A 23877-nucleotide genomic window follows, 5' to 3' on the forward strand; every position below is an offset into this window, starting at 1 on the left:
ATTTTGTAATAGTAAGAAGTTTAACGACTTAATTACTAGTACATTTAAGATAATACTGAATTTGGAAATAAATGTCAACATAAATTTAAACTTTTTTTAAAATAATTCTAATTATCTTTTAAACCAATATTTAATCAATTAAATTCAATATATATCCTCGGAGTATTTCAAAACCGTAAATATATATTACCACAAATTTTAACTATTTAACGATATAAATTAAATATTTTTAAAAAACTAAACTACATATTTTAGGTATCATTTTAATAAAAGAAAAGCAACAACAAAAATTTTTGTTTAGCATCTTACAGAAAAAGTAAAACCTTAATAGGTTTTATTTAACTCTTAACTAATGCATTTTTTCACTTTTAACTATTCAAAAAAGTTCAAAGATATTTGATCAAATTTATCTAAACCTGATAAAATACCCATCTCCTCAAATTCCTTTAAATGAGTTTTAGTAATACTAGTTCTTTTTTGCAAATCTTCCAAAGAAGCAATCGCTCTTTCAGTTCTAGCTTCAACAATTGAATTAGCAACAGTACTACCCAAACCATCTAATGCTGATAATGGCGGAACAATCTTTTTAAAACCAGCAAACTCTTGAACAACAAAATTTGTTGCTAAAGAATATTCTAAATTAATACCAATAAATTCAATTTTGCGAGCATACATTTCTAATGCTACTTCCAACACTGGTACTAAATCCTTCTCCTTTTGAGTTAACTTATTAACAGCATTATAACCATTATCCATTCGTGATAAGATATCGGTTAATTTTGTTAAAACAGCGTTCCTTCCCTTAGCAATCGTTTTAATATCAAAAACATCACATCGTGTTGAAAAATAAGTCGCATAATATTCATGCGGATAATTAATTTTATATCAAGCAATTCGCAAAGCCATTAGAACATAAGCTGTCGCGTGTGCCTTAGGGAACATATACTTAATTTTTTGACACGATGCAATATATCATTGGGGAACATTATGACTAATCATAATTTTTTGTTGCTCATCAGTGATACCTTTTCCTTTACGAACGGTTTCCATAATGTTAAAAGCAATATCTGACGGAATTTCACGATGAATTAAATAAGTCATAATATCATCACGACAACCAATAACATCTTTTAATTTTAAATCTTGATGGGTAATTAATGTTTGAGCATTATTTACTCACACATCAGTACCATGCGATAATCCAGAAATTTGCACTAAATCAGCAAAACTCGTCGGATTTGTTTCTTCTAACATTTTACGAACAAATTGAGTGCCAAACTCAGGTAAGCCCACCGCTCCAGTTTTTTCATTATTAATATCACTACTAGTAATCTTCATAATTTCTGGGGAACTAAATAATGAAAGCACTTCGGCATCATTACACAAAATATTTTGCGGATCATATCCAGTAAGGTCGTGTAGCATTTTTAAAGCTGTGGGATCAACATGTCCCAAAATATCTAACTTTAACAAGTTATCATGAATAGCATGAAAATCAAAATGCGTTGTTTTTCACTGCGAAGTAATATCATCAGCTGGGAAATTTACTGGCGTAAAATCATTAACATCATAGTTCTTAGGAACAACAATAATTCCCCCCGGATGTTGTCCGGTTGTTCGTTTAACACCCTCACAACCTTGTGCTAATCATTCCAAATACGCCTTTTTAACAAAATGATTACCTTTCACATCTTCCAAATAACCACGAGCATAACCAAATGCTGTTTTCTGTGCCACGGTAGAAATTGTTCCCGCCCGAAACACATTATCCGCACCAAACATCTCTTTAGTAAAATTATGAGCAATCATTTGATACTCACCAGAAAAATTCAAATCAATATCTGGTACTTTATCACCATCAAAACCTAAAAAGGTTTCAAACGGAATATCATGACCATCACCAGTTAAAAGATGCCGACATTGCGGACAATTTTTTGGTGGTAGATCATAACCACTACGAATATTTTCATCACTAACAAATTCACTATATTGACATTGCGAACACACATAATGTGGCACTAATGGATTTACTTCGGTAATCTTCGCCATTGTCGCAACTAATGATGACCCTACAGAACCACGAGAACCAACCAAATAACCATCATTTAATGACCTTGTAACTAACAAATGAGCAATTCAATAAACAACCCCAAAACCATGCTTTAAAATCGCGTCTAACTCCCGCGTTAACCTTTCTTCTACCATTATTGGCAATACTGCACCATAAATTTTTTTCGCGTTATCATAACATAATCTTTTCAAATTGCTATCAACATTACCATTATCAATTACTGGGGTATACAAATCATCTTTAATCGGTCGCAACCACGAAATTTGCTCATTTAAATAATTAGGACTAATAACAACCAACTCTTTAATTAAAACTTCATCTTCTAAAAAACTAAACTCATTTAACACCTCAGCAGTCGTTCTTAAATGTTGCTCAGGATTATTTTTAACACGACCTTTACGGTCAAATAAAGGATGCATTCTTCCTCCTAAACCCTTAGTATTAATATATACATCACGAAAAATCTTATCTTGCGGATTTAAATAATGAACATCAGAAGAAGCAATAACCACTTTATTAAGTTTCTTTGCAGTATGAACAATATTTTTTACAATCCGCATTAAATGTTCAACTGTCATCTCACCACTTTCAACTAAATGATTGTAAACACTTAGCGGTTGTACTTCAATATAATCATAAAATTGCATTATTGCTTCCAATTCTTGTTGACTCCGATTACGAGCAAACTCAAAAACCTGACCATTAACACAACCAGAACCAATAAAAACATTAGCACGCATTTCTTGCAATGCCGCAATCGTAATTTTAGGACTACTATAAAAGTACTTAGTATGCGATAACGAAACTAACGAAAATAAATCTTTCAATCCTTGCTCATTTTTAGCAATTACTGTCGTATGATTACCAAATAACTTGGCAAAAATTGGTTCATAATTAATTTTTTCAATATCTAATAATGTTTTTACTTGATAATTATCTTCTAAATCCGTTAACATCACAGCAAACACATCAGCTAATATTTCAGCATCATAATCAGCACGATGAGCAATTTCTTCATTATACTTAATATTATATTTTCTAGCAACCGTTCCTAAACGATGATAGCGTAACTGTTGCTGTAATAACCGTGATAATTGCAAGGTATCAATAATCGGATTAGTAAGTTTTCCATAACCCATTTGATTTCACAGTTCTTGAATAAAACCAACATCAAACGATGCATTATGAGCCACAAGGACAGCATCTTGTAAAACTTCTTTAATCTCAGCAACCACAATTTCAATTGGGGGCTTATCTTGTAACATTTCGTTACTAATCCCAGTTAATGATTCACTAAAAGCACTAACATTACTTTTGGGTTTAATTAAAAAATCATATTTTTTATTGCTTAATCCTCGACCCTCAATAACTACCGCTCCAAATTCAATAATTTCATCATAACGACTAGATAATCCTGTTGTTTCAATATCAAAAATAACAAACTTACAAGCATTAATCGCATCACTAGTAGCATTAGTAATTGCTTTAACACTACTATCAATCATTTGCATTTCCACACCATAAATAACCTTAACAGTAGGATATTTCTTTTGGGCGATTTGCGCATCAGGAAATGATTGAACATTTAAATGATCAGTAATCGCAATTGCTGAATGTTTTCAAAGACTTGCTTGTTTAATATATTCACCAATACTTGTAACCCCATCCATCGCACTCATTTTTGTATGTAAATGAAATTCAATCCGCTTTTCTACCATATCATCAGTTCGTAAATGCGGATCAGCAATCTTTTGAATTTTATTTACTCACAAAACTTGTTCACAAGAAAAATTATCAAACCGCACATCACCTTTAACAACAACTCAATCCTTTTCTTGTAGTTCTTCCAAAAGCTTGTCTTTCATATCATCACTTGTAAAATATCGTAAAGCAATCGCATCACTAAAATCACTAATTAATATTGAATAAATTCATCGTTTAGTTTTTGTTAATTTACAATCTTTACGAAAAATTTGTCCTTGAATAGAAACCCCCCGCACATCTTCTTCCAATTCTGAAATTTTACACGATACTTGCGACAATAAATTGTCACTACTAGACAAATTGCCTTTAAACGCCCGTTTTTTTGCAGGCAAAGCCTTTACTTGTTGTTGTTCTCTTTGTTGGACTTTCATTCGTTCTTCATCTTCAATTTGTATCATTGCTGGATCAACAGAAACATCATATTGTTCAATTTTTATTTTTAAAGACAAGTTTTGAAAACCATACCGACGCATTCGCTCCTGATAATATTTTAAATGCCGATTAGTCAATGCCCCTTGTGATTCATTATGAACTTTAATAAGTAAATCATTATTTTCCAACACTAAATTATCACAAGAAATATTACTATTAATGTACTCTTTTTGTTTTGTCTTAGTTTGCTTAATATATTCTCAATAATTAACAATTTGTTCTATTACATAATTAGCATCAACACATAAAAAAGTTATTTTACTACGAAAATCAAGTTTCAATAAACATTGTTCAAGTTCTCTAATAATTTCAATTGGTAAAATTTTGTTAATTTGCAATGTAAAATACAGCGTATCATTCTTTTTCTTAAATTCTATTTTCAATAATTTTGCTTGTTGTAAAATGTCATTTTTTAAAGAAAACTTCATTATTTTTCACAATTGCTGTAAATTCTTTTCCATACTTTCACCCCTGACTTAAATTGTTGAAAAACTCTGGATTAACATAAAAAATCCAGTAAATATTAATACTAACGACAAACTATCAATCCGATCCAAAAATCCGCCATGACCTGGTAAAACCTTAGAAAAATCTTTTGCATTATGATTCCGTTTAATAAATGAAAAAAGTAAATCACCAATATGACTTATTAATGATAAAAATAAAATTAACAAGAAATAAATTACATATTTATAATCATCTGTTTTCGTTGTAAAAAAGTTAACAAATGGCTGATACTTCGTAAATTCCGTTAATAACACAATATATCCTAAAATAAGCACCAAGGTTACTGAAATACCAATAATCGCCCCTTCTCATGTTTTACTAGGACTAATTTTTGGAGCAAGAGCATTTTTGCCAACTAATGTTCCGCCAATATAAGCAAATGTATCATTACTAATAGTAATTAATAAAACTACACTAACTGCTGGTCAACCAAACCCTGGTTGGAGCATAATATAATTCATTGCTTTAAAAGCAAATACTAAATAAAGTGTCATACAAAATATAAATAGCGCATCATTAGCACTAAATTTCTTAAAAACTTTCACCATTAGTAAAATAACTAATAAAAATATCATATAAATTAACAATACCATTCATGATTGTCATCATTCAATACGACTTGGACCATCGTACTTATTTCAATACGGTTCATACTTAATATTCTCTGCTATGGGAAACCATAATAATATAATTGCAAAAACAAAAATAATAGCTTTAATAATTCAATTAAAACTTTCTCCTTTACTTAAATTCATCACCTCAAAAATTGTAATCCCTAATAAAATACTATTAACTGTTAAAAATGCATATGGCATATATCAAACATTAAAACCTTTTCACTCTTGATATATCGCCCCAACAAATAAATATAAAATTGCAAAAGAAATTAAAAAGATACTAGTAATAATTCGCTTTTTCATTTAAGCACTCCTTCTATCAATATTAACTAATTATAACTGATAATTAAATTGAAAGAATAAAATCGCATCTAATTGTGAAAATATATTCAGACAATCAATGCTATAATAAAATTTAATAAGGAGGGGTTTTGACCAAATTAAAAAATATTTTTGCTTTTTAAAAAATAAAATAAGATCTTTTAAGAAAGAGGTAAAAATAATGAATACAAAAGTACTAGCTAGATATTTTAGTGCCTTATGCATTATCAACAACGGATTAAATTGATGAAAACGATTTAGTTATGATTGAATTGGACTATTTTCACAAGATAAACTAGATAATGGTGATGAAATTAAATTTCACTATGTTAGTGCTATGTTAGTGATCTTGATAGAATTAGATACCACACTTGAACAGATTGCTGAGGAGGGCCTTATCCAGATTGTGCCATTCACTGAAAAGACCGCTGAACAGAACTGATTGAGAAAAACATATGACAAATCGCAACATAGTTTTTACAGTCACAACAGTGTGGCTAATCCTCAACATTATTTTTTGAATAACAATGATGTTTCTTTATCCTGCCAAATTGTAAAGTTAAGTGCAACTAAATTATTTTTCTAACCAAATATTCGATTGGCGAAAGATAATTTAGTATTTTTCTTGGTCTTTGGTTTAAAGACAATATAAATTTATGAACTGCATTTTTAGTAGTGTTTGAAAAATTAAATTTTTTAGGAAATTTTTCTCTAATTAAACCATTAGTATTTTCATTAGTACCTCTTTGTCAAGGTGAATATGCATCAGCAAAATAAATTTTCACATTTAAATTTTTTTCAAGTTGTTGTCAATTAGCAAATTCTTTACCCCTATCAAATGTTATAGTCTTAACAAGATTATTTGGAAGAATTGATAAATAATGACTAATATTTTTGTTAATAACTTTAGTAGTTCTATTTTCAACTAATATTGCTAAAGTAAATCTTGATGTTCTTTCAACTAAAGTTATTAAACATGATTTACTTTTACCTCGTGATGATACTACAGTATCACCTTCTCAATGGCCAAGAGTTATGCGATTATTAACATTTCGTTCTTTAATGGATTTACCATTAAATTTACCCCGATTTTCTTGAGATTTTCGTTTCTTACCTTTTCTTCTTAAATTTTTACTAGTAACCTTTTCAAGTAATCCAGAATAAATTCAATTGTAAATTGTTTTAAAACTAATAATTCATTCTTGATGAAAATTTTTAATTCTGCCATAAATTTGTTCAGGCGATCAACCTAATAATAATTTTTGTTGTACATATTTTACTAATTCTCTATTTTTAAATTTATGAAAATAAACATGTAATTGTTTTCTATTTTCTGCTTTATTTTGTGCAATTAATGAAAAATAATGATTATTATCTTTATTTCTATTAACTTCTCGATTAATAGTACTAATACTTCGATTAAGATTTTTAGCTATTTCACTAATTTTTACTTTAAATTTCAATTGATTCTCAATATAAATTCTTTCATCTATGCCAAGATGTTTGTATCCCATATAAAAACTCCTTAAATTTACTTTTTCTAAAATAAACTTAGCATCATGAAATTTTTATATGAAATCTTTTGCAATTTTATTTACTTGCACTTACAAGTATAATTCAGCCCTAATAGTTTAACTGGAAGTAATCGTGCCAATGCCTATGATGAAATTAAAATTATTCTTGAAAAATGTCTTATCCCAAATAATGTTACTTTTTTTCCATTTCATTATTTTATAACCTTTGTTACTTTTAGTATTATCTTTATCAGTTTACAAATTTTTTCTTATTTCAGTCAAATAAAAGCAAAAATAGCAATTGTGCTTTTTAGCATTTCATTGCTTGCCTTAATTCTCTTAACTTTAGTAGCAACAATGTCGCTTATTAGAATTGAAGATTTTGGTGGAACAATGTGATGCAGTTATCGCGAGATTGCTGTCTCCGCTCTAATTCTGATTTTCCTATTTTGTCCCGCATTATATTGAAATTTATATTACTGTAAAAAATATGCTCATAAATAACTTTAAAAAATAAAACTCTCCTAAATAAAGGAGAGTTTTATTTCCATTAAACTGTCATTAATTCTTTTTCTTTTTCTAACGCAATAGCATCAGCCTTAGCAATATATTCATCAGTTAATTTTTGAATATCTTCTTGATAAGATTTAACATCATCTAAAGGCAATTTAGATTTTTTAATAATTTCATTAATATCTCTTCTTAAATTACGAATCCGAACTCGCATTTCTTCAGTAATCTTTTTTACTTGCCGAACAAATTCTTTGCGTTTTTCTTCAGTTAACTGCGGGACATTCATTCTAATATAATCACCTTGGTCTTGCAATGAAACTTGCAAATTAGCTTTAGTAATCGCAGCAATAACTTGCTTAATAATACTTCGATCATAAGGTTTAATAACAAGTTGTCGCCCTTCAACAACCGTAATTGCAGCAACTTGATTAACTGGCATTAAACTACCATAATAATTTACCAAAACAGAATCAAGAATTAAAGGATTAGCTCTTCCTGTACGAATCTTACTTAATTCATATCGTAAACTTTCTAAAACCTTTTCCATTTCTTCTTTTATTTGTTCAATTTCTAATTGTAATGCCTCAATTAACATTAATTATTCTCCTTACTTTTATTACTGTAATTTAATCTTATTTCTTAAAAACTTTAACTATTTATTGCTACTACTAATAATTGTAATTTTAGTATTTTCCTGTAAAGCTTTAACAATATTATCTGGTTCATTAATATCAAACACAATAATCTTTAAATTAGCTTCCATACTCATTGTAATTGCTGTTAAATCCATTACCCGTAATTGCTTTTGCGTTATATCCTCATAAGTTAAAAACTTATAATGAGTAGCAGTGTTATCTATTTTTGGGTCAGCACTATAAACACCATCAACACCATTTTTAGCCATTAATAAGACATCAGCTTTAATTTCCGCCGCTCGTAATGCTGCTGCGGTATCAGTTGTAAAATAAGGATATCCCGTTCCAGCTGCTAAAATAACAACATAACCCTTAGATAATCGTGATAGACATTTTTTAAAATAATAAGGTTCACAAATTTTATTCATTTCAATTGATGATTGAATAATTACTTTATCAAAGTTTTGATTTTTAAATTCAGCTTCTAAAGCTAAAGCATTCATTACCGTAGCTAACATCCCCATATAATCAGCATTAACCTTATCCAAACCAGCGATTTTAGCATTAACTCCTCTTCAAATGTTACCACCACCAACAACAACAGCAATTTCAATTCCTTCTTGCGATAAAGTAATAATTTGTTTAACAATATTTTTCATTCGTTGTGGATCATAAATGCTAACACCGCCTAAAGCTTCACCACTAATTTTTAATAAACATCGCTTATATTTAAATTCCATTATTCACACCTACTTCTTTTTCCCATATATATTTTATACGAGATTTTTTTAAATGCCAAATTGTAAAGTTAAGTGCAACTAAATTATTTTTCTAACCAAATATTCGATTGGCGAAAGATAATTTAGTATTTTTCTTAGTCTTTGGTTTAAAGACAATATAAATTTATGAACTGCATTTTTAGTAGTGTTTGAAAAATTAAATTTTTTAGGAAATTTTTCTCTAATTAAACCATTAGTATTTTCATTAGTACCTCTTTGTCAAGGTGAATATGCATCAGCAAAATAAATTTTCACATTTAAATTTTTTTCAAGTTGTTGTCAATTAGCAAATTCTTTACCCCTATCAAATGTTATAGTCTTAACAAGATTATTTGGAAGAATTGATAAATAATGACTAATATTTTTGTTAATAACTTTAGTAGTTCTATTTTCAACTAATATTGCTAAAGTAAATCTTGATGTTCTTTCAACTAAAGTTATTAAACATGATTTACTTTTACCTCGTGATGATACTACAGTATCACCTTCTCAATGGCCAAGAGTTATGCGATTATTAACATTTCGTTCTTTAATGGATTTACCATTAAATTTACCCCGATTTTCTTGAGATTTTCGTTTCTTACCTTTTCTTCTTAAATTTTTACTAGTAACCTTTTCAAGTAATCCAGAATAAATTCAATTGTAAATTGTTTTAAAACTAATAATTCATTCTTGATGAAAATTTTTAATTCTGCCATAAATTTGTTCAGGCGATCAACCTAATAATAATTTTTGTTGTACATATTTTACTAATTCTCTATTTTTAAATTTATGAAAATAAACATGTAATTGTTTTCTATTTTCTGCTTTATTTTGTGCAATTAATGAAAAATAATGATTATTATCTTTATTTCTATTAACTTCTCGATTAATAGTACTAATACTTCGATTAAGATTTTTAGCTATTTCACTAATTTTTACTTTAAATTTCAATTGATTCTCAATATAAATTCTTTCATCTATGCCAAGATGTTTGTATCCCATATAAAAACTCCTTAAATTTACTTTTTCTAAAACAAACTTAGCATCATGAAATTTTTATATGAAATCTTTTGCAATTTTATTTACTTGCACTTACAAGTATAATTCAGCAAATAAAAAGAAAAACTTTAATTAAAATTTTAAAGTTTTTCTTTTAAAATATTACTACTTTTCTTTTTTTGAACGCACCGTTTTAAGTGGCTTTTTGCTAGTCAAATTATTTGCTTCTAAATTCATTAGCTTATGAATATAATCTTGATAATTTTCCAAAATAAATTTTGTTGTTAAACTTTTTTTATTTCAACTAATTTTTCTTTTTGCTCTAGAACCTTCAATAAACCGAACTGTTAAATAATCATTTTCATTTTCATTTATTTCATAAATTTTTTCAATCCGAATCTTTCGTCCAAAAAGAAAAACAAATTGTTTTGTAAACTTAACAGCTAAATAATCAGAAACTAAAATACAATAAACAACAGTAAAAATAAGTAAAGCAAAATTTATTGTTAATAAACTAATAGCAAATTTATCATCAGAGGATAAAGTATCACTAATGGAAAAATTATATGTTTTACTAGTAATTGCTAATATTAATGTTGTTAACTGTAACGGTAAATTCATTACAATAATTGTTAATAAAATCAATGATTGTTTCTTATTTCAAAATCCTACTTTTGATGCAACTTTGTTAAACATTGTAAAACTACCAATAATTATTGCTATCAAACCAAAATAAAATGCAAATAAGAAATAAACTATTACTGATAAATACACTTAATTATGCCTCCTTTATTTTATCTTTATTTCAATGCTAATGTAACGCTAATTAATAAAAATTAATCAGTTTTAGTAATTCCTTCACCAACTTCATAACGATACATTACTAAAACTTTTGTATTATACATTGTAAGAATTTCTTGAACTTTTTTCTTTTCATCAAACATAAAAGGTTGATCTAATAAAGAATATTCCGCTAACTGCTTATCTAAACGACCTTGCTTAATTTTTTCCAAAATTTCTGGTGGTTTATTTTCTGTTGCCATTTGACTATTAATAATATCCATTTCCTTATTAATAAAATCTTGAGGAATATCTTCACGACTAATAAAAGCAGGTTTTGAAGCCACAACATGCATCGCAAGTTTTTTAGCAATATCACTATCAACTTGACCTTGCAACTTAACTAAACTAGCAATACGATAATTACCATAATTATATCCCACTAATGTGTCTTGATCACTTTTAGTAATAATCATAAAACGACGAATACTAATCTTTTCACCTAATTTATATGTTGCTTCATTTAATAAATCATTAACAACAATATTTTCTTCATTTTTTAACAATAATCCTGCTTCTAAAGTAAGCGGTTGATGTTTCAAAAATAAAGTTAAAATATTGTCTAATAATTCAAGAAATAATTTATTTTTAGCAACAAAATCAGTTTCACAATTTAATTCTAAAATAATTGCTATATCATCAACAACTAAAACTTTTGATAATCCCTCAGTATTAATCCGCGCTTGTTTAGCTTGTGCCTTTGCAATACCATTGGTTCTTAATCATTGAATCGCTGCTTCAATATTACCATTACTTGCCTCTAATGCTTTTTTGCAATCCATAAGGCCAACACTAGTACGGTCACGCAAATTTTTAATCATTTCCATTGTTATTGGCATTATTCTTTAGTTCCTTTCGCATCGTCATTTTTTTCAATAATTTCTGCTTCCTTTTTACTTGGAGAAATAACTGCTGGCGCTGAATCAGCACTAACATTAGTTTGTAGTTTTTCTTCTTTAACAATAGTTAAATCAGTAGCTTCAATGATAGCATCTGCAACTAATGTTGAAATTAAAGCAATTGTTTTAGCGGCATCATCATTTCCAGGAATGGGATAACTAATACCATCAGGATCACTATTAGTATCACAAATAGCAATAATAGGAATATTTAACTTCAATGCTTCTTTAATTGCATTGTGTTCAACATTAGTATCAATAACAAATATTGCTTGTGGTAACGAACGCATATGGCGAATTCCACTTAAAAACTTATCTAATTTCTCTTTATCTTTTTGAATTAAAATTTGCTCTTTTTTTGGTAAAACAGATAATTCACCAGTTTTTTCCCGTCGTTCAATATTTCATAATTTTTTAACACTTTTTTGAATTGTTCTTAAATTAGTTAAAGTTCCTCCAAGTCATCGCTTATTAACATAAAAAGAATTACTTCTTACTGCTTGTTCTTTAACAATATTTTGAGCTTGTTTCTTAGTACCAACAAAAATAATTTTTCCACCAGTTTTAGTTATTGATTTAATAAACTCTAAAGCTTCTTCCAACATAATTATTGTTTTATGTAAATCAATAATATAAACTCCACTTTTTTCAGTGAAAATATACTTTTTCATCTTGGGATTTCATCTTTTAGCTTGATGACCAAAATGAGTCCCCGCTTCTAATAACTGTTCCTTAGTAACACTTGCCATATTTATTTCCTTTCGTTTTTCTTCCATATCCTTCTAACATTAATCACTTAATTAATAAGCACTAGACTAATGAATCCACATATGTGTTGCTTTTAAAATATTAGCAAATAAATTATAACACATTTACATTAAATCAATTACACCAGTTTTATTTAACGGTCGCGTTTAGTTTTCTTAGGTATTTTTTAAAAAAGAAAAAATAGTCATTTACTATAAATTATTTCAATATGCAAATTAAGTATATATTTCTTATGTATGATTTTTGTTGTAAAAAATTATTTTAATGTTGTTTTTATAAGCATTTTACTTAGTTTTTATAACCTTTTATTAAGAATATGTTTGTTAAAATTAAATATTTTGTTTTATTAATTATTTTTCAAGTAAAAAGGTAATAAATTTTTAGTTGCTTTTCTTTCAAAATTATTCAAATCTTTACCCACCTAACAAAACTTTATGCGCCCTTATTTAACTTTTGCAGTAAAAAATCAATGGAAAAATTAGATTCACTAATCTTATAAATTGTAACTTCCATTTGTTCACCATATTGCATAACATCTAAAAATGATAACGGATTATTTAAAACAAAATTTAATTCTTGACTAGCCTCTTCATATCAGTAAGGAATATTATATTTAATAAAAAAATCAATGATTTTTCAATCATTATCTGACATTAAAAAATAAGAAGAATCAACACCAAATGGTGCAATTGAACCAGAATAAAACTGTTTACCATTAAGTACTAATGTAAACTCATCAAGATAATATTTAACTTCATTTAATAAATGGGAAGACAAAAAAATTGTTTTCTTTTGCGATGCTAAAAATTTTAAATATTCCATAATTATCCGACGATTGGTAATATCCAATCCTGCTTCTGGTTCATCTAAAATAACAATATCTGGATCATGCAATAACCCTTGAATAATCATTACCCGTTTTTTCATTCCCGAAGAAAAAGCATTAACATTCTTATTACGATGTTCTCAAATTCCTAATTTAGTCATTAAGTCTTCAATCCGATTTTTTAATTTCTTACCTTTAACACCACTTAATTTTCCCATATATCGTAAAAATTGATATGCTGTTATATTCTCAGGAAAAGTAATAAACTCAGGAACATAACCAATACTATGTTTTACTTTAATATTTTTGTTATTTTTACCATTAATGGATATCGTGCCCTTAAAAGAATTAATTCCGCGAATTAATGATTTAATAAATACTGTTTTACCACTACCAGAAAGTCCAATAATTGCATGAATTTTTCCGGGGTTTACTTGCAAATTAAAAGGACCAACAATATTTTTTTTAAAACTTTTAATAAAGTTTTTAGCTTCAATTTTATATTTCATAACTTTTCTCCTTAAATCTTACTAGATAATTGTCTTGCGATTTAATATTAAGTAAGCTACTAATAAAAAGCAAGAACTTAAAGTAAGATAAAAAATAAATAAATTATTAGTATTAATAAAATTTTCTTGCCGAACAAAAATACCGTTTTCATCTTTAACTAATGGAAAATCATCATAACTCATTAAATAATTCCTCTGATTATTAAAATCAATAAAACCTTGTTGGAACTTTTCAAACGAATAAAGATTATATCGCACACTACTTGTTCATATTTGATTTATATGTTCAATAATATTAATTTTAGAAAGAATCCCATATAGTTGACTTGCTGATAAATAAAATTTAAAGAAAAAGTGATTATCATCAACTTGATTAGTAGTAATTATTTTAAAATCAATAACTTTTTTAATAATATTATATTCAAAATCTTTGAAAACATATAACAGTGGATTATTAAAAACTTTTTCATAACTTTCATAAAAATTACTATCTTTAACTTTATAATTACTATTAGCATTAGGATATCCCATATCGCTATTCATCTTATCATCATATAATTGTTTAAATATTAGAAACGGATCAAAGGTTTTTTCCATATAAGAATCATTATCAATTTTAAAATAAGTATTTGCTTTATCAAATAATATTAAAGAAGAAATTCGACTTAAATTAAAAAACATCAAATCTTTTATTGAAGCACTATCAAGATAATCTTTTACCATATTTGCTAATTCTTGATGTTCAATCCGACTATTTTCAAGTTCTGCACTAGTTTTAAAAAAATATGGCATTTTTAATTGCAGAAAAATTTTTGTATTTTGACCTTTTTCTTTATTTTTTGTAATCAATTCATTAACTTCATTTGTTTGATATTGTCCTCTTCACTGTTCAACATTATTACCAGTAATTTCAAAATCTATGGGTTTGGTTAAACCTAATTCTTGTTCATAAAATTTCAATCATTTTTCTTTACCATTATCTTCATAACGATCAAAAATAATATTTTGTAACCCTTGGAGACTTTCTTGATTATAAAAATCATAGATTTTTTTTGTTAAATTATAATATTTAACTTCTTTTTTGTCTAATTTTTCTTTAAATAAGAAGGTTTCCTTAATTTGAGAAATTGTATATTTTTGCGTTTCATTTTTAAATTTAATTTCAAGATTATTAGCAATTGTTGTTATTAAAGAATAAGGCATTCCCCCTAATAAAAATAAACTACAAAAAATAAAACCAATTAATAATACCGTTTGCACACTAAAAAATGTTGAAATAAAAATAATACCACTGGATGCTAAATAAGAAACAAAAACTGAAAATACAAAGAGTTTTAATATTAATTCCTGAAAAGCTGATACAAAATCATTTTTATTACTAATTATGCCCATAATATGAACTAATATTAAAGTAAATCCTAGATTAATAACAATAAAAATTAAAATTAAAAATCAAATTGTTATTAATTTTAAAATAAATATTTGTAATCGTGAATATGGACGCGAAATTAACAATAAGTATGTACCATCAGTAAATTCACGACCAAAAATTTTTATTATTATTAATAAAATAAATAATAATAAAATAATATTTGTAAAAATTAAAACAGCATATTGAAAATTGCTAATAACACTGTTAAGATTATCAGATTTAAAAAAAATAAAAAGCGTTAAGGTGGCAAATATAACTAAAGAAATAAATAATAAAAATCAAACTGCCATCATTTTTCTAATTTTAAAAATTGCAAATAAACAAACTGATAAATATGAATTGTTTTTACTTCCTAATTTCATACTTTTATTTTTGCTGATCCTTATTAATAATCTTTAAAGATTTTGTTTTATATACATTATTAACTTTAAAATATTGCCCGTTATGACGAAAAACTAAATTTCAATTAATTTCTTGATTACTTGCTAAGGAAATAATATTATTATTTTTATCATAAACGATATCTTCATTATATATATTAGAAATATTACCAGCACCAACAGTAAAATCTTTATGTTTTAAAATATCATCTTTAATCATAAAATCTGATTTCTTAAAATGGTTTTCTAAAATCTTGTAAATTCCATCAAGATTATTAGGTTTACCATCTTTACTTGTTTCATTATCTAGTAGTTTTGCAAAAATATCATTATTTACAAAAAGTGTAATCTGATCCTTTGCTCATTTAATTTCATATTCTTTAAAGAAACCAAATACCATTTTAGTTATTTGTTCTAAATGAGCATTTAAAATTTTTGTTGGCAAAACCATTGTCACTGTTAATTTTTGCTGATTTTTTTGTACCTCACCAGTCATTGGTAAACCATAAATCGTCATTGGTACCAATCTTAAATTATTAGTACTAAAAGTAAATCATTCATTGTTAGAAAAATCATAATCACTTAGATATTTATTTACAAGATAGTTAAAAAGTTCCTTGTGAGTTGATAAACTCCCTTGCTCATCATAAAATTTATTATATTCATCATTATTAAAACGATTAGTTAATGGTTCGATTTTTATACTTATTGAGTCTAAGAAATCAGAATAAGAATTATACTTAATATCATTATCATCACTAGCTTTTTTAAAGCGATTAGAAGAAGCAATAAGTTCTTTAAAACGACCAAAAATTTTATTATTATAATGAGACCAAATATTATATGTTGAAAAATCATTAGTAATTTTCGGATATTGATTATTATCTTCGTTAATTTCAATGCGTTCATATTCTGCTTTCAGCTGATCATATGTAGCTTCACCAATTTTAACTTCCAAATTAGTAATAATTTTCTTTGTTAATTCAAGATTATTAGTAATAATATGACTTGCAATAAAGTTTTGATTTGTAGGACTATATTCTTTAAAACTAAAACTATATTCATAAACTATATCTAGTCTAATCGCGCTATCTTTAGTTACATCTAGTCCCGCTAAATCAGCGACTTTATCTAAAGCAATTTTAAATACTGTAAACTTCGTATCATTAATAGAAAGTTTAAAAGGTGGCAATAACTTATAATAATTACTGTATTTTATTTGTACCTCACTATTGGCTTTATTGAAATTATTTTCAAACGAATTTTTAATAAAATCAAGAGATTTTTTTGCGTCAGTATGTTTAAGAACTTGCCTTGGCAGTGGTTGGTTCATTCCAAAGTCTAAAACATCACTAAGGTCTTTTTCGCTTTTAGTATCATAATCACTTCTGGCAAATTTTCTTAAATTACTGCTAAAATTTCAGCGAATATCTCGCATCGTTGCCATATCTTCTTCCAAGATTTTATTTTTAATCTTATTATCAATTTTATCATTCTTATCAAAATAGTTACATCCAACTACTGATAAAACTGATAACAAAGAAAAGCAACCGATGGTAATAATTTTTGTAAAATATTTCATTTTATTCTCCTTACTAATTAGTATTCTTAATATAACTTATTATATATGATTTTATTATTTTAGACAAATATTTTATTTTATATACAATGTAATTAATTTTTTATCAATTATTATCATAAAGAAAATCAGAATATCATCAAAGAAAAAATAACCTTAGGTCGCGTTTAGTTTTCTTAAGTATTTTTGCCAAATTGTAAAGTTAAGTGCAACTAAATTATTTTTAATACGAGTAAAATTATACTATAGTTTAATTAAAATAATTTTAAAAAATTATTGGGCACATAAAGTTTTGTTAGGTGGGTAAAGATTTGAATAATTTTGAAAGAAAAGCAACTAAAAATTTATTACCTTTTTACTTGAAAAATAATTAATAAAACAAAATATTTAATATTAACAAACATATTCTTAATAAAAGGTTATAAAAACTAAGTAAAATGCTTATAAAAACAACATTAAAATAATTTTTTACAACAAAAATCATACATAAGAAATATATACTTAATTTGCATATTGAAATAATTTATAGTAAATGACTATTTTTTCTTTTTTAAACAATACCTAAGAAAACTAAACGCGAACTAATGTATAATATTAGTTGTAGTATTAGATAAAATAGTTTATAATAATTAAGTTGTTAAATAAAATACTGTACATTACAATTCCCTTGCTTTATAGGTGCTGATATGTGATGAATTGACAATAAAAAATGTCATAACACCATTTATTTATGCAACTATATTTAAGGAGGAAAAAATATGAGTTTTAATGAATTAAATTTAAAGGAAGATAATATAAGTTTTGATGACTTAAATTTAAATAATAACTTAAAGCGTGCAATTTTAAAGGCAGGTTATGTTAACCCTACTGAAATTCAAAAGAAAACAATTCCGTTAGCATTAGAAAATAAGGACATTATTGGAAAAAGTCATACAGGAACAGGAAAAACTGCTGCTTTCGTATTACCAATCTTAAATAATTTAAATCCAAAACTACGAAGAGTACAAGCAATGATTGTTTGTCCAACAAGAGAGTTAGCATTACAAGTTTTAGATCAAGTAAGAAAATATGCTTTTTATTTAGAAGGAGTTAATGCGACAGCATTATTTGGTGGTTCGGATTTACGAAGACAAATTTATAGTTTAAAAAATAGTAATATTGTTGTTGGGACACCAGGAAGAATTGTTGATCATATTCAACGCAGAACTTTAAGATTGAATGATATTCAAACTGTAGTTTTAGATGAAGCTGATGAAATGTTAAAAATGGGATTCAAACAAGATATTGATAAAATATTTACTAGCATTACATCAAAGTATCAAACATTATTGTTTTCAGCAACAATGAATCGTGCTGTTTTAGAAGTTGCTAATAACTATCAAAATAGTCCGGTTCAAATAAGTATTAAAAGAAATGCTGCGGAATTAAATAATATTAAGCAATATTTTATTAATACAATAAATACAAGTAAAGATCGCGCGTTAGTGGATTTATTTTTGAAAATTCAACCAAATTTAAGTATTGTTTTTTCTAATACCAAAGCATATACTGAAAGAATTTCTAAAATATTATGAGAAAATGGCATTAAGTCAGCTGTTATTAATGGTGATAAGCGACAAAGTGAAAGAAATAAAGCAATGAATGCTTTTAGAACTAATAAAGTTCAAGTGCTAATTGCTACTGATGTAGCAGCACGGGGAATTGATGTTGATGGGATTGATTATATTTTTAATTATGATTTACCTCGTGAACAAGAAAGTTATGTGCATCGTATTGGAAGAACAGGACGCGCTGGTGAAACCGGAATTGCAATTACATTAGTAAATAATAAAAAAGAATTAATTGATATTAAAAGATTAGAACAAACTTTAAACATTAAGATTAATCCTTACAATACTTAATACTGAATTTAAGGTTATTACAGAAGAACATCATTTTAACTAATGATGTTTTTTACTATTCAATAAACTAAAATTAAATATCAAATTTGCAAAAATTATCAAAATTCATTAAAATTATTAGCAAAGTTAAATACTTTTTATAAATAAGGAGAAACAGATGAAATTTTCAATTATTATTGAACGATTAATAAAAAAATATCATAATTTTAAACTTAATGATATTTCACTTAAAGTTAGTAGTGGCAAGATGCATGCGATTATTGGCGCTAGTGGTAGTGGGAAAACAGTTACGATTAAATCATTAATTGGCGGTATTAATTATGATGGCGGTAAAATTTATATTAATGGTCAAGATGCTAAGAAACCGTTAGCAAAACAAACTATTGGGTATGTTCCCGAGTTTACTAAATTTCCTCGTAATATTACAACTTATCAGTTTTTAAAATCACTAGCTAAAATGAATGGTTTAAAAAATAATCAGATTAAACAAAGATTACAATCATTAATGGAAGAGTTTAATATTTGAGAATTTTGTGATAAAAATATGAATGCTTTTTCTAGTGGTATGAAAAAGAAAGTAATGGTAATTCAGGGAATTATTCATAATCCGGACATTTTAATTTTAGATGAACCGGAAGCAAATTTAGATACAACAACAAGAAAACAAATTTTAGGTTATTTAAGAACACTAGTTAATCAAGGTAAAACAGTCTTTTTTTCAACTCATTTATTAAATGAAGTTAAGGATGTTATTGATGAATGTTCAATTATTTATCGGGGTAATTTATTATATAGTGGACCAATTAGTGGTTTTCAATTAACAAATTCATTTGTTATTGAATGTGAGGATAATGAAGCGATGGTGATATTTTTTAAAGATAATGATATTGACTATTTTTTTAGAGAAGAAAGTAATGATCTTTTCTTTAAATTAAAAAATTCGTTAGAAATTAATAAGATATTTCTTTATGCCATTGAATATAATCTAATTATTTATCGGATTGAGCCATATACGATTGATTTAGATTTCTTTTATAATACTTTAACCAGTGAAAAATTTAATTTGTAAGAAAGGAATAAAATATGAAAATTTTATCAAGTAATAATTTTTTACCGATTTTTAATTTTGCTTTAAGAAAAATATTAGTTTCCTTGTTAACATTAATAATTGAAATTATTACTTTATTAAGTCTTATAATAACAACACTAGTTCTTTTTATTCAATTAGAAAATGATAATGATAGTTTTTTAGTAAATTTTCAATATATTATTTTAGTATTTTTAAATCTATTATTATTTCTTTTTATTGTTTTAAATGTAGTTCGAATTATTAGTGAAGAAATAACTGATGGAACATTTTTGTTATTAATTTCTAAACCTTATTCACGATTTAAAATATTATTTTCTAAATATCTAAGCTTATTATTTGTAGTTTTTTTATTTATTGCAATTAATTTAGGAATAGCTATTTTATTAGGTTATATTATTAGTACTATTAGTAATAAGCATGCCCAGTTTGTTTTACTTTTAAATATGATGACAAAATTAATGCTTTTCTCATTATTTCTTAGTTTTGTTGTGTTAGCAGGTTCAGTATTAACAGCTTTAATATTTTCATCAAATATTGTTTTTTTAATATTAGTTGTTTTTAGCAGTATGTTTTTATTAGGCGGATTACCATATTCTTTAATTAAAGAAATTAGTAATAAACAAACAGTTAATATTGGTGCGGACACTTTTGATATTAATAATATTAAAGAAATAATCTTATTTAATGATGCTGTCAAAAAACCTGAAAATAACCAAACTAATATTAAAATTCGCTACTCTAAATTAGTAACCAAGATTTTTAATTTTTATAATAAATATGAATATGAACAACTTACAGCAAGGTTAACAGAAATTGATAATAAAAGAAGAGCAATGTATAAAAAATTTGATTTATATACTGATGAAATTAAGACATTTACTGCTGAGGGTAGTGTTACACGATGAACAGGAGATCTTACAAACGAGTTAAAGGATAAAAATGTTAAATTGCATATTCAATTTAAAACATATTTTAAAACATTAGAACAATTAGATACTAGTAATGAATATCAATATGAACTAATACAACTTATTAATAATAATTTATCACCACAAGTTGTTGAACTTACTAAAGATAAAAATGTTTCGTTAATGGAAATAGATATTGACAAAAGTAATTCAACTACTAGTGAAACATATATTGAAGTTAAGAACAAAAAAATGTCTAATTGAAATCCATTTACTGTTTTTAGAGAGAATTATAATTATGAATTTGATGAAAAATTATCTGAAAAATATAATGATTTGTTTAGTAATAAGGTATATTTTGCAATTCAAGAATTAGATAATAATATTTTAGTTAAAGTTCGTCATTTGAAATTATTAACTAATCAATCATTATCAATAAATAAAAATTGGGCTGATTATCAATCATTAATGAAGACATATCGGATTATTAGTTTTCTTAATCTTTTTGAACATTGAAATCAAATGTGAACAACATTTTTAGGATTTAATGATTTCTTTTTTAGCCCCACAGGTAATTCATATATTGATTTTGATAAACAAAAAAATTATTTAAATTCATATCGTGATTTTGAAATTATAACAAATAATAAAGGACAGATTGAGGTTCAAAAGATTAATCACATTTTAAATTCAACAGGAGTAGCTATTGGTTATGGGATATTTGCAATGCTATTAAATATCGGTTCAGTTTTAGTTATTAAACGCCGAGATATTGTTTAGGTTTTCAATAGGGTTGCTTCATTTTATGTAATAAAATTTATGTTATAATTAAAACTGAAATGCAGATGTGAGGATTGTAAATAATGAGATTATTTATTAGTTTAAAAGAATGAAATTGATATCATTGATTAATAACCGGTTTAATTTTTCTGTTAATATTTACTCTTATCATATGACAAATATTATTATTTATTTTGCATCAAAGAAAATTTTTAGAAGGTAAAATCATTAATTTTTTAGAAATAATTAAATTATTGCCACTGCGTCAAAGATTATATCGGTTATCAGAAATTGCTAGTTATCATCATGAATTTGAAACAATTTTACCATATTGAATTTTTCTTTATGAAAAGCATAGTCAAGAACTATTAGCATTAATAAATGAATCATTAATAATTTTAAAACAAGATCAGCAAGATATTAAGAAATTTAGTTTATATAAGTTAAAACAATTATTAGCAAAAATTAATAAGTTAAATAAAACATCACGCGCTTTATTATTAGATTATGAAAATGCTCTTAAAATTGAATTAACCCAACGCGAGCAAGCATCATTATATAAAAGTTTTTTTAATCAGTTAGTTAATAATGCTACTAAATTACAAATTCATGTGGCAATAAATCCTGAAAAATTAGATTATTTAGTTAATGTTTTACAAAATATGTTATATAACTTTGAAATTGAATTAACTAAAGGAGTATTTTTGAAGTCATATCAAATTCTTGATAAGATTGCTGTTGGTTTAATTTCCTTTACAGAAATTTTAGATAAGATTCCGCAGTTATTAACGATTGTACATAAAGTTATTCCCAAACAATTAAAACAAATGACTACTTTATATATGAATAAAGGTAATGATATTATTTTACAAGAGCAGTTTGTGAATTTATTTGATGATGTTAATCTTCAAGTTCAACAAGTTAAAAAATTGTTAGATAATTTACAGTATAAAAAGGGACAAGTCAGAGTTGAAAAAATTCTGGTTTTGCTAGCTAATTTTAATTATCAAGCACAAAAAGAAAAAGATTTAAAAACAATTTTTTCAACTTACTATGAGTCAATTATTAAAGTAGTTGAATTAATTGAAAATAGTTTTGAAAATTTAAAAAAAGAATTAGTACAAATTGAAACTATTTATTTATTTTTGCCAATGGAAAAAGAAATAATTAATAATAGTCAAAAATTAGTTAAGAATTTAAGTTCACAAATGAATGAATTAATTGTGATTATGAATCAAACAAAAACTAATGCTTATCATCAATTGGTTAAATTACAGGTAAAAATTTTAGAAAATGCTTTAAAAACTCAAGTTCATTTAGAACAAGTGTACAAATTAATAACGCAAAAAACTGAAGAAGAAAAGCAATTAAAACAGTTACTTTCACATTTAGGAATCCTATTAATGCAATTAAATGCTAAGTTAAATAAAATTACTTATCAAAAAATTGCTTATACTTTCAAAGACCGGATTAGTGATGTTTATAACTCATTTTCGGAACTTAAAGAATTAATTAGTATTAGTGATGATTTACAAGAACAAAAGCGATTATTACGCAAGTTATATTTATTAAAAGATAATATTTATAAATTGCATAGTAAAATCAAAAATATTGCCATCATTGATCAACTAATTCAACGAGCAATTGTCTATGGTTATAAATTTTGTGCTATTGATGATAGTGTTAACAATAAAATTAAAAGTGCACAGCTAATTTATAACAATGCTAATTATGAAGATGCATTACAATTAGTATTACAAGCATTAGAATATTCGTATGAACAACGGTTACATAAAAGATTGCAAAAAAGGTAATAGAGAGTAGGAATAAT

Annotated in this window: 17 protein-coding genes; 5 read left to right on the forward strand and 12 right to left on the reverse strand. The window is 25.8% G+C overall.

Annotated features, from left to right (window positions below):
- Window positions 1-372: 372 nt before the first annotated feature.
- On the reverse strand, window positions 373-4728 hold the full coding sequence (locus tag AAHN02_RS04450) for a PolC-type DNA polymerase III (protein WP_342277440.1): 4356 nt from the start codon (window positions 4726-4728) through the stop codon (window positions 373-375).
- A 15-nt stretch (window positions 4729-4743) separates the two neighbouring features.
- Entirely contained in the window at window positions 4744-5694 is a 951-nt protein-coding gene (locus AAHN02_RS04455) for a phosphatidate cytidylyltransferase (protein WP_342277441.1), read from the reverse strand.
- Window positions 5695-5893: 199 nt separating this feature from the next.
- Here AAHN02_RS04455 and AAHN02_RS04460 point away from each other — a divergent pair, with 199 nt between their 5' ends.
- Window positions 5894-6298 carry a hypothetical protein gene (locus tag AAHN02_RS04460; RefSeq protein WP_342277442.1) on the forward strand — a complete coding sequence of 135 codons (405 nt, stop codon included), beginning with the start codon at window positions 5894-5896 and terminating at the stop codon, window positions 6296-6298.
- On the opposite strand, the gene AAHN02_RS04465 is transcribed toward AAHN02_RS04460, so the two are convergent.
- From AAHN02_RS04465 to AAHN02_RS04510, 10 genes are all read right to left on the reverse strand, one after another.
- A complete protein-coding gene (locus AAHN02_RS04465; RefSeq protein WP_338966716.1) occupies window positions 6282-7226 on the reverse strand; it encodes an IS30 family transposase in 945 nt (314 codons plus the stop codon). The two genes, AAHN02_RS04460 and AAHN02_RS04465, sit on opposite strands and share 17 nt — an antisense overlap.
- Window positions 7227-7776: 550 nt before the next feature.
- Complete coding sequence (gene frr, locus AAHN02_RS04470) at window positions 7777-8334, reverse strand: ribosome recycling factor (RefSeq protein ID WP_342277443.1); 558 nt, start codon at window positions 8332-8334, stop codon at window positions 7777-7779.
- A gap of 57 nt (window positions 8335-8391) precedes the next feature.
- On the reverse strand, window positions 8392-9114 hold the full coding sequence (gene pyrH, locus AAHN02_RS04475; RefSeq protein ID WP_342189892.1) for a UMP kinase: 723 nt from the start codon (window positions 9112-9114) through the stop codon (window positions 8392-8394).
- Window positions 9115-9192: 78 nt separating this feature from the next.
- Window positions 9193-10137, reverse strand: coding sequence for an IS30 family transposase (locus AAHN02_RS04480; RefSeq protein WP_342277444.1), 945 nt, complete (start codon window positions 10135-10137; stop codon window positions 9193-9195).
- A gap of 162 nt (window positions 10138-10299) precedes the next feature.
- Window positions 10300-10830 (reverse strand): hypothetical protein, encoded by a 531-nt coding sequence (locus AAHN02_RS04485; protein ID WP_338967228.1) that lies wholly within the window; start codon window positions 10828-10830, stop codon window positions 10300-10302.
- Between the two features lie 140 nt (window positions 10831-10970).
- On the reverse strand, window positions 10971-11813 hold the full coding sequence (gene tsf / locus AAHN02_RS04490; protein ID WP_342277445.1) for a translation elongation factor Ts: 843 nt from the start codon (window positions 11811-11813) through the stop codon (window positions 10971-10973).
- Complete coding sequence (gene rpsB / locus AAHN02_RS04495) at window positions 11813-12622, reverse strand: 30S ribosomal protein S2 (RefSeq protein ID WP_375315752.1); 810 nt, start codon at window positions 12620-12622, stop codon at window positions 11813-11815. Before rpsB ends, tsf begins: the two co-directional genes overlap by 1 nt.
- A 451-nt stretch (window positions 12623-13073) precedes the next feature.
- Entirely contained in the window at window positions 13074-13976 is a 903-nt protein-coding gene (locus AAHN02_RS04500; RefSeq protein WP_342277446.1) for an ABC transporter ATP-binding protein, read from the reverse strand.
- 21 nt (window positions 13977-13997) lie between these two features.
- The gene (locus AAHN02_RS04505) at window positions 13998-15770 is read right to left on the reverse strand and encodes an ABC transporter permease (protein WP_342277447.1); all 1773 of its coding nucleotides are present in this window, start codon (window positions 15768-15770) and stop codon (window positions 13998-14000) included.
- A gap of 4 nt (window positions 15771-15774) precedes the next feature.
- Window positions 15775-17370 carry a hypothetical protein gene (locus AAHN02_RS04510; protein WP_342277448.1) on the reverse strand — a complete coding sequence of 532 codons (1596 nt, stop codon included), beginning with the start codon at window positions 17368-17370 and terminating at the stop codon, window positions 15775-15777.
- Window positions 17371-18125: 755 nt separating this feature from the next.
- On the opposite strand from AAHN02_RS04510, the gene AAHN02_RS04515 reads away from it, so the two are divergent.
- The 4 genes from AAHN02_RS04515 (at window position 18126) to AAHN02_RS04530 (ending at window position 23860) form a co-directional block, all read left to right on the forward strand.
- On the forward strand, window positions 18126-19268 hold the full coding sequence (locus AAHN02_RS04515) for a DEAD/DEAH box helicase (protein ID WP_342277449.1): 1143 nt from the start codon (window positions 18126-18128) through the stop codon (window positions 19266-19268).
- 157 nt (window positions 19269-19425) lie between these two features.
- Window positions 19426-20337 (forward strand): ABC transporter ATP-binding protein, encoded by a 912-nt coding sequence (locus tag AAHN02_RS04520; RefSeq protein WP_342277450.1) that lies wholly within the window; start codon window positions 19426-19428, stop codon window positions 20335-20337.
- A 14-nt stretch (window positions 20338-20351) separates the two neighbouring features.
- Window positions 20352-22046, forward strand: coding sequence for an ABC transporter permease (locus AAHN02_RS04525; RefSeq protein WP_342277451.1), 1695 nt, complete (start codon window positions 20352-20354; stop codon window positions 22044-22046).
- A gap of 83 nt (window positions 22047-22129) precedes the next feature.
- The gene (locus AAHN02_RS04530; RefSeq protein WP_342277452.1) at window positions 22130-23860 is read left to right on the forward strand and encodes a septation ring formation regulator EzrA; all 1731 of its coding nucleotides are present in this window, start codon (window positions 22130-22132) and stop codon (window positions 23858-23860) included.
- Window positions 23861-23877: the final 17 nt, after the last annotated feature.

It is taken from the genome of Spiroplasma endosymbiont of Nephrotoma flavescens, from assembly GCF_964030835.1.
Classification (GTDB): Bacteria; Bacillota_I; Bacilli_A; order Mycoplasmatales; family Nriv7; genus Nriv7.